This is a genomic window from Stenotrophomonas sp. YAU14D1_LEIMI4_1 (assembly GCF_003086815.1).
GTDB lineage: Bacteria > Pseudomonadota > Gammaproteobacteria > Xanthomonadales > Xanthomonadaceae > Stenotrophomonas.
Window position 1 is genome coordinate 3,830,651 of sequence record NZ_CP025997.1, and the last position, 13,554, is coordinate 3,844,204.

16 protein-coding genes are annotated in these 13,554 nt (G+C 67.3%); 9 read left to right on the plus strand and 7 right to left on the minus strand.

The window, feature by feature from the left end:
• Window positions 1–172: 172 nt before the first annotated feature.
• Both C1932_RS17605 and C1932_RS17610 read right to left on the minus strand, forming a co-directional pair.
• On the minus strand, window positions 173–736 hold the full coding sequence (locus tag C1932_RS17605; RefSeq protein ID WP_108763035.1) for a TetR/AcrR family transcriptional regulator: 564 nt from the start codon (window positions 734–736) through the stop codon (window positions 173–175).
• A 47-nt stretch (window positions 737–783) separates the two neighbouring features.
• The gene (locus C1932_RS17610) at window positions 784–1,380 is read right to left on the minus strand and encodes an NAD(P)H-dependent oxidoreductase (protein WP_108763036.1); all 597 of its coding nucleotides are present in this window, start codon (window positions 1,378–1,380) and stop codon (window positions 784–786) included.
• A 240-nt stretch (window positions 1,381–1,620) separates the two neighbouring features.
• On the opposite strand from C1932_RS17610, the gene C1932_RS17615 reads away from it, so the two are divergent.
• Window positions 1,621–3,672, plus strand: coding sequence for a TonB-dependent receptor (locus C1932_RS17615; RefSeq protein WP_108763037.1), 2,052 nt, complete (start codon window positions 1,621–1,623; stop codon window positions 3,670–3,672).
• Between the two features lie 136 nt (window positions 3,673–3,808).
• Here C1932_RS17615 and C1932_RS17620 read toward each other — a convergent pair whose 3' ends face one another.
• Entirely contained in the window at window positions 3,809–4,639 is an 831-nt protein-coding gene (locus tag C1932_RS17620; protein ID WP_108763038.1) for an isocitrate lyase/phosphoenolpyruvate mutase family protein, read from the minus strand.
• Window positions 4,640–4,794: 155 nt separating this feature from the next.
• On the opposite strand from C1932_RS17620, the gene C1932_RS17625 reads away from it, so the two are divergent.
• The 5 genes from C1932_RS17625 (at window position 4,795) to accC (ending at window position 8,115) form a co-directional block, all read left to right on the plus strand.
• Window positions 4,795–5,517 carry a DOPA 4,5-dioxygenase family protein gene (locus tag C1932_RS17625; protein WP_108763039.1) on the plus strand — a complete coding sequence of 241 codons (723 nt, stop codon included), beginning with the start codon at window positions 4,795–4,797 and terminating at the stop codon, window positions 5,515–5,517.
• Between the two features lie 21 nt (window positions 5,518–5,538).
• A complete protein-coding gene (locus C1932_RS19880) occupies window positions 5,539–5,676 on the plus strand; it encodes a hypothetical protein (protein ID WP_159094562.1) in 138 nt (45 codons plus the stop codon).
• 78 nt (window positions 5,677–5,754) lie between these two features.
• Complete coding sequence (gene aroQ / locus C1932_RS17630) at window positions 5,755–6,198, plus strand: type II 3-dehydroquinate dehydratase (RefSeq protein WP_108763040.1); 444 nt, start codon at window positions 5,755–5,757, stop codon at window positions 6,196–6,198.
• Window positions 6,199–6,257: 59 nt separating this feature from the next.
• The gene (gene accB / locus C1932_RS17635) at window positions 6,258–6,737 is read left to right on the plus strand and encodes an acetyl-CoA carboxylase biotin carboxyl carrier protein (protein WP_108754331.1); all 480 of its coding nucleotides are present in this window, start codon (window positions 6,258–6,260) and stop codon (window positions 6,735–6,737) included.
• 10 nt (window positions 6,738–6,747) lie between these two features.
• A complete protein-coding gene (gene accC, locus C1932_RS17640) occupies window positions 6,748–8,115 on the plus strand; it encodes an acetyl-CoA carboxylase biotin carboxylase subunit (RefSeq protein ID WP_010481079.1) in 1,368 nt (455 codons plus the stop codon).
• Between the two features lie 113 nt (window positions 8,116–8,228).
• On the opposite strand, the gene C1932_RS17645 is transcribed toward accC, so the two are convergent.
• Complete coding sequence (locus C1932_RS17645) at window positions 8,229–8,603, minus strand: hypothetical protein (protein ID WP_108754332.1); 375 nt, start codon at window positions 8,601–8,603, stop codon at window positions 8,229–8,231.
• Complete coding sequence (locus C1932_RS17650) at window positions 8,600–9,565, minus strand: hypothetical protein (protein ID WP_108763041.1); 966 nt, start codon at window positions 9,563–9,565, stop codon at window positions 8,600–8,602. The genes C1932_RS17645 and C1932_RS17650 overlap by 4 nt, the downstream gene beginning before the upstream one ends.
• 150 nt (window positions 9,566–9,715) lie before the next feature.
• Here C1932_RS17650 and prmA point away from each other — a divergent pair, with 150 nt between their 5' ends.
• From prmA to fis, 3 genes are all read left to right on the plus strand, one after another.
• Complete coding sequence (prmA, locus tag C1932_RS17655) at window positions 9,716–10,636, plus strand: 50S ribosomal protein L11 methyltransferase (RefSeq protein ID WP_108763042.1); 921 nt, start codon at window positions 9,716–9,718, stop codon at window positions 10,634–10,636.
• 42 nt (window positions 10,637–10,678) lie between these two features.
• Complete coding sequence (locus C1932_RS17660) at window positions 10,679–11,422, plus strand: DUF3426 domain-containing protein (protein WP_108763043.1); 744 nt, start codon at window positions 10,679–10,681, stop codon at window positions 11,420–11,422.
• 114 nt (window positions 11,423–11,536) lie between these two features.
• On the plus strand, window positions 11,537–11,812 hold the full coding sequence (gene fis / locus C1932_RS17665) for a DNA-binding transcriptional regulator Fis (RefSeq protein WP_108751030.1): 276 nt from the start codon (window positions 11,537–11,539) through the stop codon (window positions 11,810–11,812).
• 118 nt (window positions 11,813–11,930) lie between these two features.
• Here the strand turns inward: fis and C1932_RS17670 are convergent, their stop codons facing one another.
• Window positions 11,931–12,923, minus strand: a complete 993-nt coding sequence (locus tag C1932_RS17670; RefSeq protein WP_108763044.1) for a phosphatidate cytidylyltransferase — start codon at window positions 12,921–12,923, stop codon at window positions 11,931–11,933.
• Window positions 12,920–13,549, minus strand: coding sequence for a lysophospholipid acyltransferase family protein (locus C1932_RS17675; RefSeq protein ID WP_108751032.1), 630 nt, complete (start codon window positions 13,547–13,549; stop codon window positions 12,920–12,922). The genes C1932_RS17670 and C1932_RS17675 overlap by 4 nt, the downstream gene beginning before the upstream one ends.
• Window positions 13,550–13,554: the final 5 nt, after the last annotated feature.

The following is a 13,554-nucleotide window of genomic DNA, read 5'->3' on the forward strand; positions in this document are numbered from 1 at the left end:
CCGTGCAATGTTGCAGATTGGGTAGAGTCGAGCTTGCTCGACTACAGGCGAGGTAGAGTCGAGCTTGCTCGACTGCGTGTGAACAAGAGCAGTCGAGCAAGCTCGACTCTACGAACAGCGAAGAGCAGTCGAGCAAGCTCGACTCTACGAAGAGCGAGGCGCAGGCGCGGCGCTACGATGCGCGCGTGACGATGTCCACGATCAGCCGTTGCAGTTCGGATTCTGCGTCCGCTTGCGGCAGTGCGGCGCCAGCCACGGCCTCGGACAGCGCCTCGGCGGCGCCCAGGATCGCCCAGCGCCCAGCCACGGGCACCTTGTCATCGACTACAAACGGATCCAACCACTGCGCGCACTGGTCGACGAAGTCCTGCTGGTAACGATGGCGAACGTCGCGCAGTTCGGGCGAGCCAGCCAACGCGGCAAGAATCGCCTGGATATCGCTGCCCTGCGAGAGCACGCAATCGATGTAGCCCGATGCAATGGCCTGCGCCCGCTCGGCCAGCCGCGCGGGCGCCGCGCCGATGCGCGCCTCGAACACCGCCGTCTGTCGCTGATCGTAGTCGGCATACAGTGCAGCCAGCAGGCCATTGCGGGTGATGAAATGGTCGTACGCCACCGGTTTGGTCACGCCCGCCGCTTCGGCCAGCCGGCCAAGGCTGAGTGCATCGGTGCCCTCGCTGCCCACCAATGCCCAGGCCACATCCAGCAACTGGCGGCCGCGCTGTTCACGCGACATCCGGCGGCGGGTGGGTGTGGCGGCGGTAGACATGCAGCGGCTCTACATCACGGCGTGGGTGTGCCTATGGTACGGCCGATGGCCGCAGCGGTCTGCAGATGTGCCTGCGCCTGGCCACTGTCGGCATCGAGCAGCAGGTTGGAAGAACGCACGGTGGCACCGCAGTAGTCGAAGATGCCCATGTCGATCTGCGTCTTCATGGCCGCCCCATAGCCGCGGCGTTCGATCATCTCCGCGCCGGCGCCGCCCAGGCCGACCAGATGCACCTGCAGGCGCTGCAGTTTCTTTTCCACCTTGCCATCGGCACCGTCGGCATACGCCCAGCCCTGGGTGAACACACGGTCGATCCAACCCTTCAGCAGGGCCGGGAACGACCACCAGTACAGCGGGTAGACCAGCACCAGCGTATCGGCAGCATCCAGTCGTGCGTGCTCGGCAGCGACGTCAGCGGGCACTGCCCCACTCTGCCGGAACAGGGCCATGTCATCGGCGTTGAAAGTGGGATCAAACCCCTCGGCGGCGAGATCAGCCACGGTGACACGGTTTCGCACGTCTGCGCTGGCAATGGCGTCGCCGATGCGTGCGGCCACCGCGTGGGTAAGCGAGCGGGGCTCGGGATGGGCGACAACAATAAGACTGTGCATGAACGAGACTCGCAGCGGAATAAGTTACCAATGGTAGTTAAAAGAGAGGTTTTCACCAGTGGGCATTGCAGGACGCTGATTTCAGCTGGATTGATTACCCACCCGACACGCTGTGGCGCTGTGTATCTCCCAGCATCAAATGCGAATGATTCGTGATACGATTGTTAAAGGATACTGAAACCCCCACACACGGACGTCCCAGCCATCGCCAGTGGACCCTCTTACAGGAGCACCTGCGCGATGTCGCACGCCTCACCGAACCGCCGCCGTTCCATTACCACCCTGACCGCCGCGATCGGTCTGGCGCTGGCCGCCCATGCCCATGCTGATGCCAGCGCCGATGCCTCCTCGGCGCGCCAGCTGGACACCGTGGTGGTCACCGCCACCGGTGCCCAGCAGTGGATCAAGGATGCCCCGGCCAGCATCAGCGTGATCACCCGCGAAGAAATCGAGCGCAAGCCGGTCAGCAGCATCGGACAGCTGCTGAGCACCGTGCCCGGCGTGACCGGCGGCTACGCGCTGTCCGGTGCGCAGTCGAAGATCCGCCTGCGCGGCCTGCCCGAGCAGTACACGCTGATCCTGATCGACGGCCGCCGCCAGGGCAGCTCGGCCGGCGTGAACTACCGCGATGACCTGGGCCCGCAGGATCTGAACTGGCTGTCGCCGGACATGATCGAACGCATTGAAGTGGTGCGCGGCCCGATGTCCTCGCTGTACGGTTCGGACGCGATGGGCGGTGTGATCAACATCATCACCCGCAAGATCGCAGACCACTGGGGCGGCTCGGCCACCTTCAACTACAGCAAGCCCGATTCGGATACGCGCGGCAACACCACGCAGATGGGCGCGCTGTTCAGTGGCCCGCTCACCCAGAACCTGGGCGTGCGCGTGGGCGCCAACGTGACCGACCGCGAATCGGACCGCGGCGCGCGGCAGACCCCCGGCAACAAGGCGGAAAATGCCAACGTGCAGTTCCATTGGCGGGTGAACGACAATCACAGCGTGGGCGTGGAAGCCTCGCGCGGCACCCAGCGCAACAGCGGCGCCGGGGCGGTCAGCAGCTGGGGCCTGTCCAAGCTGGTGCAGACCGGCTACGTGCTCAGCCATGACGGCAAGTACGGCGATGCCAGCACGTCCAAGACCACGCTGGTGCAGAACGACTACGAAGACAAGGGCAGCACGGTGGGCAACCACTCGAAGGAAACCGTCTTCGATACTGCCTTCACCACCGGCTTCCACTGGGGCTTCGAGCACAGCCTGAACCTGGGCGGGCAGTGGAAGCGCGAGGAGCTGGAAAACAGCGACACGATCGGCACCGTGCCGGTGACCTGGACCGGCAGCGGCCGCATCAGCCCCACCAGCGAGGCCGATTCGTGGGCGCTGTTCGCCGAAGACCACATCACCCTGCACGAGCGCTTCGTACTGACCCTGGGCCTGCGCTGGGACAACACTGAAAACTACGACGACAACCTGAGCCCGCGCATCTACGGCGTGTGGCACCCGGCCGATGCGTGGACCGTGCGTGGTGGCATTTCCAAGGGCTTCCGCGCGCCCAACCTGAAGCAGGGCACCGCCGGCGCGGCCACCCAGTCCGGTGGCAATGGCTGCCGCGCGTTGACCGTGGAAGGCTGGAGCAGCACCTCGGTGAATGCCGATGGCACGCGCGGCTGCTACATGGCCGGCAACCCGAACCTGGAACCGGAAACCAGCACCAACTACGAGCTGGGCCTGGGCTACGACCAGGGCGGCTGGTCGGCGTCGGCCACCTACTTCCTGACCAACTTCGACGACAAGATCGAGCAGGTGCCGCTGAGCCAGATTCCCGGCCAGACCACCAGCTTCGTCAACGGCTACTGGTGGACGGTGGCGCAGAACATCCAGAAGGCGCGCACCCGCGGCGTGGAAGCCAGCGTGACCGTGCCGTTGCATGAGCGCCTGAGCTGGACCACCAATGCCACGCGCATGCTGGAATCGAAGAACCGCACCACCGGCGCCACCCTGCTGGTGGTGCCGGAACTGACCGCCAACACCTCGCTGGAATGGCAGGTGACCGATGCCTGGTCGCTCAATGCCAGTGCGCAGCACATCGGCAAGCAGCTGGTGTCGGCCACCAGCGCAACCTTCGCCAAGGCCTACACCACGTGGGACCTGGTCACCGGCTTCGACGTGAACGAAAACCTGACCCTGCGTGCCGGCGTGCTGAACGTGGGTGATGTGTCCACCATCGACGAAGGCAACAACTACGACGGCGGCGCACGTACCTTCTTCGTCGGCGCCACCGCGCGGTTCTGATCAAACCGTGGGGTCAGAGCCCGTTGCCAGGCAACGGGATCTGACCCCGGGGTCGGATCCATTCGCGCAGCGAAGGGCTCTGACCCCAGCCTGAGCCCCATCCACGCATGGCGTGGATCTACCGCGCCCGCGACCGCTACGACCGGAACAAGTCGTTCAGGGCGGCGCCGGCAGCGGCCTGCTGCAGCCCATCGAAGCGGCCCTCGCGCACGAGTGAGTCGGTGGCCTGCATCAATCCTCCCCACGCCGCGCGGGCCAGGGCACCACCCAGGCTGACCCGGCGCACGCCCAGCGCCGCGATGTCCTGCAGCGTCAGTGGCGTCGGCCCTCCCACCAGCAGGTTCACCGGCGTGCCCTCAGCGGCGGCCACCACTGCCTGGATCTGTGCCACCGTGGTGATGCCCGGGGCGTACAGCACGTCGGCACCGGCGGCCGCGTAGGCACGCAGGCGCTGCAGCGTATCGTCCAGATCCGGCACGCCCACGAAGAAGTTCTCTGCGCGCCCCACCAGCAGCACATCGGCGACGGCGCGATCAATGGCCGCACGCGCGGCACGCAGGCGTTGCACGGCCTCATCCAGCGGGCGCAACGGTGCATCGGCCAGACCGCTGGCGTCCTCGATCGACAGTGCGGCAATGCCGGTGTCCAGCGCCGCGGTCACCGCGTGGCCCACGTCATCGGGGTTTGCGCCGAAACCATCGCCGAAGTCGGCGTTCAAGGGCAGATCAGTGGCCGCAGCCATCAACCGCAGATGGTCCAGTGTGGCCTGCAGCGAGACCGCACCGTCGGGCCGGCCTTCGCTCCACGCACAGCCGGCGCTGGTGCTGGCCAGGGCCTGGAACCCCTGCCGCTGCAGATAGCGCGCACTGCCCACGTCCCACGGGTTGGGCAGCACGAAGCAACCGTGCGCATGCAGCTGGCGGAAGGCGGCACGCTTGCGCTGGGTCTGGGCGTCTGTAGCGGTCATGGCAGACAGGCGGAGTGGCGACAGCGCCACCCTAGCCCGCTGGCACACGCAACTCAACGCCACATGGCGTGGCTTTCATGAGGTGATGCTGCCTGCTTATTGGACCGGCGCCAGGCGCTGCGCAACCGTGGCAGCCCCCCTTCAGGAGTCCGGACATGCCCATCGATGCTGGCACGCTGCTGCCCATTGGCGATGACCACGATGCGCAGCGGGCTGACCTGGGCTCACCGGTGCGCCGGCGCCTGCTGGCCTCGGCCGGGGTGGCGGTGGGCGGACTGGCCAGTGCCAGTGCCGGCAGCGCTGCCGGCGCCGCGCCCAACACCACCGAGCCGGGCCGCCCCGGCTTCCGCCCGATCGTGCCGCCGCACGCGCAGGGGCACAGCCCCTGGGGCCAGGACACGGTGAGCGAAGCCACACCGCGCCCGGCCAGCGTCCGCCCGGGCGAAACACCACTGCCCGACCGGCCACGCGCCTATACCGATATCAAGAGCTACCACGCGCATATCTATTTCGACGAAGACAGCTACCAGAAGGCGGCACTGCTGCGGCGTTGGGTGGCCGAGCGCTTTCCGGTGGAACTGGGCAACTGGAACCCGCAGCCGCGGGGCCCGCACGTCACGCCGTCGTTCTATTTCGGCTTCCGCAACGACCTGCTGCCGGTGCTGGTGCCGTGGCTGCAGCTGAACAGCCTGGGCCTGACCATCCTCATCCACCCCAACACCGGCGATGGCCGTGCCGACCATCTGCACTACGCGCTGTGGGTGAACCGGGCGCAGCCGGTGAACGCCTACAACTGGCCCGCGCCACCACCGGGTGGAACCGAAGCGCTGGAAGAAGTCTTTCCCAACGTGGTGCCCACGGTGCCGCTGGAGACCTGAGCGCGGTACATTCATCCCCGCATGGCGCGGATCTACCCCGCCGGGGCCATTGTCGGCGTACGTGCTGCCATCGCCGCCGATGACAACGTTCAGCCAGCCTTGATCCGCCTTGCCGCATACGGCCACAAGGGCCTCGGCGAATTTCAAACAGACGATTGAAACGCCGCAAACTTCGCCGAACTGGACACCATCCTCAGGTTCCGCCAGACTGCCGCCCTTTCCCGTTGATCGGATTCCATGGCGAAGCTGCTGGTCCTGCACGGCCCCAACCTCAACCTGCTCGGCACGCGCGAGCCGGAGGTCTACGGGCACACCACGCTGGCCGACATCGACCAGGCCCTGGCTGCCCAGGCGGGCGCCGCCGGCCACGCCGTGGACAGCCTGCAATCCAACGCCGAGCACGTGCTGGTGGACCGCGTACAGGCCGCACGCGCCGACGGAACCGCTTTCATCCTGATCAACCCGGCGGCCTTCACCCACACCTCGGTCGCCCTGCGCGATGCGCTGGCGGCGGTGGCGGTGCCGTTCATCGAAATCCACCTGTCCAACCCGCATACCCGCGAACCGTTCCGCCAGCACAGCTATTTCAGCGACAAGGCGGTGGGCGTGGTGTGCGGCTTCGGCGCCGACAGCTACCGCTACGCGATGGACGCGGCCCTGCTGCGGCTGTCGGCCACCTGATTGTCGAACCGGGCGCCCATGGCGCCCTCCTCACCTAGATAGAAACCAAAGAGGCCCTCATGGATCTGCGCAAAATCAAGAAGCTGATCGACCTGCTGGAAGAGTCGAACCTGGCTGAAATCGAAATCAAGGAAGGCGAAGAATCCGTGCGCCTGTCGCGCGCCCCGGTGGCCGGCTACGCCGCGCCGGTCGCGGCCCCGGTGTACGCCGCGCCGGCCGCCCCGGCGGCCCCGGCCATGCCGATGCAGTCGCCCACCGAAGCCTCCACCGGCGGCACCGCCAAGCCGGGCCCGGCCCTGCCGGAAGGCCACGTGCTGCGCTCGCCGATGGTCGGCACCTTCTACGCTTCGGCCGCTCCGGACAAGCCGGCCTTCGTCACCGTTGGCCAGCAGGTCAAGGAAGGCGAAACGCTGGCCATCATCGAAGCGATGAAGATGTTCAACCCGATCGAAGCCGACAAGTCCGGCACCATCGTCGCCATCCTGGGCGAGAACGGCCAGCCGGTGGAATTCGACCAGCCGCTGTTCGTGATCGGCTGAGGGGCACGCCATGCTCGACAAAGTCGTCATTGCCAACCGAGGGGAGATCGCGCTGCGCATCCTGCGCGCGTGCCACACCCTGGGCATCCGCACGGTGGCCGTGCATTCCACGGTCGACCGCAACCTCAAGCACGTGGCCATGGCCGACGAGTCGGTCTGCATCGGCCCGGCGCCGTCGCCGCAGAGCTACCTCAACATTCCGGCTCTGATCGCCGCCGCTGAAGTCACCGACGCCCAGGCCATCCACCCGGGCTACGGCTTCCTGTCGGAAAACGCTGATTTCGCCGAGCGCGTGGAAGAGTCCGGCTTCATCTTCATCGGCCCCAAGGCCGACACCATCCGCATGATGGGTGACAAGGTCGAAGCGATCCGCGCGATGAAGTCCGCCGGCGTGCCGTGCGTGCCCGGCTCGGGCGGCCCGCTGGGCGAAGACATCGTGGCCAACACCAAGATCGCCCGCGAGATCGGCTACCCGGTCATCATCAAGGCGGCCGGTGGCGGCGGTGGCCGCGGCATGCGCGTGGTGCACGCCGAAGCCTCGCTGAAGACCTCGATCGAAACCACCAAGAGCGAGGCCAAGGCCGCGTTCGGCAATGGCGAGGTCTACATGGAGAAGTTCCTGGAGAACCCGCGCCACGTGGAAATCCAGGTACTGGCCGACGGCCAGGGCAACGCCATCCACCTGGGTGAGCGCGACTGCTCGATGCAGCGCCGCCACCAGAAGGTGGTGGAAGAAGCCCCGGCACCGGGCATCACCGCCGAGCAGCGCGAGCAGATCGGCAAGGTGTGCGTGGAAGCCTGCATCCGCATCGGCTACCGCGGCGCCGGCACGTTCGAGTTCCTGTACGAGGACGGCCGCTTCTACTTCATCGAAATGAACACCCGCATCCAGGTGGAACATCCGGTGACCGAAATGGTGACCGGCATCGACCTGGTGGCCGAGCAGCTGAAGATCGCCGCGGGCCAGAAGCTGTCGATCAAGCAGAGCGACGTGGTGCTGACCGGCCACGCCATCGAATGCCGCATCAACGCCGAAGATGCTGAAACCTTCGTGCCGAGCCCGGGCACCATCACCGGCTTCCATCCGCCGGGCGGCCCCGGCGTGCGCGTGGACACCCACATCTACAGTGGCTACCGCGTGCCGTCGAACTACGACTCGATGATCGGCAAGCTGATCGTGCACGGCCCGGACCGCGAAACCGCCATCGCCCGCATGCGGGTGGCGCTGAGCGAAATGGTCGTGGACGGCATCAAGACCAACGTGGCGCTGCAGCAGCGCATCATGCGTGACAAGGGCTTCCAGGCCGGTGGGCAGAACATCCACTACCTGGAAAAGCGCCTGGCCGAACGCAAGAACAAGCCGATCGCATTGACCTGATCGCGCAGCCAACGCTGGACACGAAAAGGGCGGGGATTTCCCCGCCCTTTTCCGTTGCGCGCGGCGACGATGCGCAACGCCGCCGGGCAGAGCCCGGCGCTACCGGGCGCGGCTCAGCGCTTGTCGGCCACTTCGGCGGGAATCTGCGAATTGGCCAGCGGGCGCACGCCATTGGGCGAGGTCGGATCGACGATCACCATGGTTTCGGTGGAACCATCGGGCCAGACCACCTGGAAGGTGCTGCCGGCCGGCAACGAAGCGAACGGCACCCCACTCTGCGCGCGGTACACCGCAGCGACCTGGCTGGCACCGGCGCGGCGCACGGCTTCCTGCGCCTTCACCGTGGTCAATTCCACCTTCGACAGGTGCCGGTAGCGATCTTCGTAGGTGTCGATCATCAACAGGCCGACCGCACCGGCCGAGTAAGCCACGAACAACACCACCCAGAACCAGAACTTGGCGCCATGTAGTAAACGACGGTAGTTCATCGCCCTGCTCCCGTACCAATCAATCGCTTGATCCACTCTTTCATCTTCCCCGCACCTTGCCGCGAAACCGCGGCGTCATACACGAAATCCCGGAAATCCTGCGTTCCACCCTGCGAACAGATCCCTCCGTTCGCGCAATAACTGTTCACCAGCACGCTGTCGGCGCCGCACGGCAGCCCCAGCTCGCAGGCGGCAACACGCCAGGCCAGCTCGCTCAACTGTTCGCCGGCAACCATGCCGGTCATCGCCTTGTCGCCGGCCGCGCGCAGGCCCATGGCCGGCGCCAGCGCCATGTAGGCCTCTGGATCGCGCGATGCCTGCACGCGCTGCACCAGCTCGCGGCGGTACTGCTCGCTGTCCTGCAGCGGCTCACCTTCGGCCAGCAGCGATGCTTCCGCCGCCAGGTTGCCTTCCTGCGCCGCGCGCCGGCGCTCGCCGATCACCAGCGCCGGCCCCAGCTTGTCGCCCGGCACGAAGCCACCGCAGCGCTGGGCCACGCGTTCGCGCGCCTGCACCATGGCCGGCGCCGCACTCAGCCCCAACCCGGCCAGCACGTTGTTGTCCAGGCGGTAGCCGCCCGGGTCCACCGCGTACTGCGCGCAGTAGTCGTAGACCCGGCTCAGCATCCAGCGCGCTTCGTGGTTGCCGTTGTCGGCCTGCACGCGCAGGCGCTGCGCATAGGCGAACAGATCGGTCTCGCCTTCGATATCCGCGCGGATATCCAGCGGCAGACCGGACGGCAGCGCGGTGCTGCGCTCGATGCCCGACAGACGCCGGGCCAACGCTTCGGGCACCACCGGCGCCAACGCATCGCCCACCGACGACGCGGACACGTCCATCGGCACCGCCACGCCATCCTGCAGCGCGTGGCCATGGCCGCTGGCCCGGTAACCGGCCACGCCAAGCACCGCCACGGCGGGCAGCACGAGCAACCAGGTTTTCAGGGTGGGAGCGAAGGCCATGAGCGACAGAAGTGGACGCGGGACACAGCAAAGCCGGCATTTTAGCAAGCCCCCGAAGCGCTGTCTGAACCACTGCGGTTCATCTCAGGGCATACGGAGACGGCCGGATGGTCTAGCATGGCCCCCTTTCCCGCGATTGCCCCCACCGCCATGCCGTTCCTGGAACTGACCCTGCGCTGCACCGAAGCCACCCAGCCCCGCTATGAAAACGCGCTGGAGGACGTGGGCGCGCTGGCCGTCACCCTGCTTGATGCCGAAGCCGACACCAGCAACGAGCAGGCCATCCTCGAACCGGGCGTGGGCGAAACCCCGCTGTGGGACACCCTGGTACTGAGCGCGCTGTTCCCGGCCGACAGCAATGCGCTGTTGCTGCTGGCGGCGCTGGAAGCGTTCGACCCGGACCTGGACTGGAGCGGCGGCAGCTTCCGCGCCGTGGAAGACGAAGACTGGGAACGCGCCTGGCTGGACCAGTTCCAGCCGATGGATTTCGGCAGCCGCACCTGGATCGTGCCGTGGAACCATGAACTGCCGGAGGCCGCGCAGGCCGCCGATGCCGCCGTCGTGCGCCTGGACCCGGGCCTGGCCTTCGGCTCGGGCACCCACCCGACCACCGCGCTGTGCCTGCGCTGGCTGGACCAGCTGGCCGTGGACGGACAGCTGCAGGGCCAGCGTGTGCTCGACTTCGGCTGTGGCTCGGGCATCCTGGCCCTGGCGGCGCTGAAGCTGGGCGCAGCCGAAGCGATCGGCGTGGACAACGACCCGCAGGCGCTGGTGGCCACTGCCGACAACGCCGAGCGCAACGGCGAGCAGGCGCGCATGCACGTCTATCTGCCGCAGGACGAACCGGTGGCGACCTACCCCATCGTGGTCGCCAACATCCTGGCCTCGGCGCTGGACGCACTGGCCGAACTGCTGGCCGCACGCGTGGCCGCCGGTGGACGCATCGCCCTGTCGGGCATCCTGCATGGCCAGGAAGGCGAACTGCTGCAGCGCTATGCGGCCTGGTTCGACGAACTGCAGGCCACCCAGGATGGCGATTGGATGCGCATCACCGGCGTACGCCGCGCCTGATCGTGGTTGAATGAGCGCTGGATCCGAGCCGGTGCCCTGACGATGTCCGAGCCGAACCCGCCGCGTCGCCCGCTGGCTACCTTCCTGCGCACTGCGCCGGGAGCCGACGCCGCACCTGCCGACGCCATCGGTCACGCCGCCCCGCAGCTGCTGCAGGAAGGCGAGGCAGCAGACGACGATCAGGACACCGCGGCCCCGCTCGCGCAGCACGAGGAACCCGTCGCACGCGCCGATGTCGACGCCGACCGGGCCGAAAGCGACACGATGGATGCGGCCGTTGCCAGCGAGGCGCCCAGCTTCCTGGGCATGCGTCCGCGCGCGCGACCGTCACCGCGCTGGCACTGGGCGCTGGTTGCAGGCCTGGCCCTGCTGCTGGTGCTGCAGAGTGTGCTGGCCGACCGCGCGCGCCTGGCCGCCGATGCCGGCCATCGACCCTGGATCAGCGCACTGTGCGGCGTGCTTCGCTGCAGCCTGCCGGCCTGGCGCGAACCCACGGCGTTCACCATGACCAGCCGCGAGATCCGCCCCCTGCCGGGGCAGGCAGGCGTGCTGCAGGTGCAGGCCAGCATCCGCAACGACGCACGCTGGGCACAGGCCTGGCCGGACCTGCGCCTGTCGTTGTCCGATGCCGATGGCCGCCTGATCGGCAGCGGGGTGTTCACCCCGGCGCAGTACCTGGGCGAGGCCCCGGCGGCCACGCTGGAGCCCGGGCAGAGCGCGCGGGTCGCGTTCCGCGTGCAGGAGCCGGCGGCCTCCACCGTCGCATTCACCTTCGAGTTCCTCTGACCAAGGTCGAGGCGTCAGGCCGTGGCAGCTCGGGCACGCTCGCGCTAGACTGACGGCCAATCACACGTCCGCCTGCGCGCACCGCGCGCACCGGCCTTCAGATCGGGAACCCCCTTGAACGCTGTCCTCACTCGTCCTGACACCAGTCGTGGCGCTGCCCGGCCACCGCTGCGCGAACACGTAGCCCAGTCCGTGCGCCGCTACCTGCGCGACCTTGATGGCTGCGATGCGGACGATGTGTACGAGATCGTGCTGCGCGAGATGGAGATTCCACTGTTCGTGGAAGTGCTCAACCACTGCGAAGGCAACCAGAGCCGCGCCGCGGCCATGCTGGGCATCCACCGCGCCACCCTGCGCAAGAAGCTGAAGGAATACGGCATCAGCGCGTAAGCGCACCGGTGTGTAGAGTCGAGCCATGCTCGACTGCTCCTGTGCGAGGCAATCCGCGAAGAGCAGTCGAGCATGGCTCGACTACCCAGTAGATCCACGCCATGCGTGGATGAAGCCCTCAGCCCCCGCCGGCCTTCCAGTAATACCGCACCACATGGAAGAACACCGGCGCGGCGAAGCACACTGAATCCAGCCGATCGAGCATGCCGCCATGGCCTTCGATCATGTGCCCCCAGTCCTTGATGCCGCGGTCGCGCTTGATGGCCGACATCACCAGGCCGCCCCAGAACCCCATCAGGTTGATCAGCAGGGACAGCCCGAACGCCTGCAGCGGCGTGAACGGGGTGATCCACCACAGCGCCGCACCCAGCGCGCTGGCGCTCAGCACCCCGCCCACGAACCCTTCCACCGTCTTCGACGGCGACAGCTTCGGGGCAATCAGGTGCCGGCCCAGCAGCTTGCCCCAGATGTACTGCAGCACATCGGACGACTGCACCACGATCACCAGGAAGGCAAACAACAGCACGTTGCGCGCCGGGTCATGGCCGGGCACCTGCAGGTTCAACAGCAGCGGCACGTGCGAAATGCAGAACACGCAGATCATCAGCCCCCACTGCACCTTGGCCGTGCGCTCGAGGTAGTGGGTGGTATCGCCGCCGATGGTCGACAGGATGGGCAGGAACAGGAACGCGTAGACCGGAATCAGCAGGGTGTACATGCCGTACCAGTCGATCCACACCAGGTAGTACTGCCACGGCAGCACGATGTAGAACGCCGCCAGCAATGCGTAGTAATCGCCCGACCGGGTAGGCGCCAGGGTGATGAACTCGCGCAGCGCGAACAGCGAAATGATCGCGAACAGCACGATCACCCCGGCGCGGCCGAACAACAGCGCGCCGCCCACCACGATCGCCATCACCCACCACGCGCGGATGCGCGAGACCAGATTGGCAATGACCGCGCTGGGTCGGCCGCGCTGGCGCCAGCGCAGGGTCTCGGCCACCACCGTGGCCAGCACCAGCACCGCGCCGATGCCGCCGAACAGCAGCCCGGTCTGCTGGCCCACGCTCTGCGTGGCCAGATCGCCAGACACATCGATCAAGAAGCTCATGCGCGGCCCCCGTTCGGTGCCAGATCAAGCAGCGCCTGCCGACTGCGCGCCAGGAACGCCGCCTTGTCCTCCTCGGCCTGCAGGCGCAGCGGTGCGCCGAAGGTCGCCGTGCACAGCAACGGCAGCGGCAGGAAGCGGCCCTTGGGCATCACCCGCTTCAGGTTGTCGATCCACACCGGCACGAACTCCAGTTCCGGGCGCTGCCGCGCCAGATGGTAGATGCCACTCTTGAACGGCAGCAGCGGCTCCTCGCCGGTATTGCGCGTGCCTTCCGGGAACAGGATCAGCGAGCAGCCTTCATCCACCGCATCGCGCAGCACCTGCAGGGGATCCTGCTGGCGGCGCGCCGCTTCGCGTTCCACCAGCACGCCGTTGAATACCGCATCGATCAGGTAGCGGCGCAGGCCATCGCGCTGCCAGTACTCGGCCGCAGCCACCGGCCGCACCTGGCGGCGCAATGCGGGCGGCATCGACGACCAGATCAGCACGAAGTCACCGTGGCTGGCATGGTTGCCGTAGTACACGCGGTGGTCGCTGGAGGGCGCGCAGCCGATCCACAGCGCGCGCGCACCGGTCAGCACATGGATGGCGCCACTGCAGGCGCGGGCAATCACGCTTGCGAACATCACCT

Coding starts and splice junctions, on each gene's coding strand:
- C1932_RS17605 (WP_108763035.1), bottom strand. CDS start 736: ATGTCGCGTGAACAGCGCGGCCGCCAGTTGCTGGATGTGGCCTGGGCA.
- C1932_RS17645 (WP_108754332.1), bottom strand. CDS start 8,603: ATGAACTACCGTCGTTTACTACATGGCGCCAAGTTCTGGTTCTGGGTG.
- C1932_RS17660 (WP_108763043.1), top strand. CDS start 10,679: ATGTCCGAGCCGAACCCGCCGCGTCGCCCGCTGGCTACCTTCCTGCGC.
- C1932_RS17675 (WP_108751032.1), bottom strand. CDS start 13,549: ATGTTCGCAAGCGTGATTGCCCGCGCCTGCAGTGGCGCCATCCATGTG.
- C1932_RS17650 (WP_108763041.1), bottom strand. CDS start 9,565: ATGGCCTTCGCTCCCACCCTGAAAACCTGGTTGCTCGTGCTGCCCGCC.
- accC (WP_010481079.1), top strand. CDS start 6,748: ATGCTCGACAAAGTCGTCATTGCCAACCGAGGGGAGATCGCGCTGCGC.
- C1932_RS17670 (WP_108763044.1), bottom strand. CDS start 12,923: ATGAGCTTCTTGATCGATGTGTCTGGCGATCTGGCCACGCAGAGCGTG.
- C1932_RS17615 (WP_108763037.1), top strand. CDS start 1,621: ATGTCGCACGCCTCACCGAACCGCCGCCGTTCCATTACCACCCTGACC.
- prmA (WP_108763042.1), top strand. CDS start 9,716: ATGCCGTTCCTGGAACTGACCCTGCGCTGCACCGAAGCCACCCAGCCC.
- C1932_RS17620 (WP_108763038.1), bottom strand. CDS start 4,639: ATGACCGCTACAGACGCCCAGACCCAGCGCAAGCGTGCCGCCTTCCGC.
- aroQ (WP_108763040.1), top strand. CDS start 5,755: ATGGCGAAGCTGCTGGTCCTGCACGGCCCCAACCTCAACCTGCTCGGC.
- C1932_RS19880 (WP_159094562.1), top strand. CDS start 5,539: ATGGCGCGGATCTACCCCGCCGGGGCCATTGTCGGCGTACGTGCTGCC.
- C1932_RS17610 (WP_108763036.1), bottom strand. CDS start 1,380: ATGCACAGTCTTATTGTTGTCGCCCATCCCGAGCCCCGCTCGCTTACC.
- C1932_RS17625 (WP_108763039.1), top strand. CDS start 4,795: ATGCCCATCGATGCTGGCACGCTGCTGCCCATTGGCGATGACCACGAT.
- accB (WP_108754331.1), top strand. CDS start 6,258: ATGGATCTGCGCAAAATCAAGAAGCTGATCGACCTGCTGGAAGAGTCG.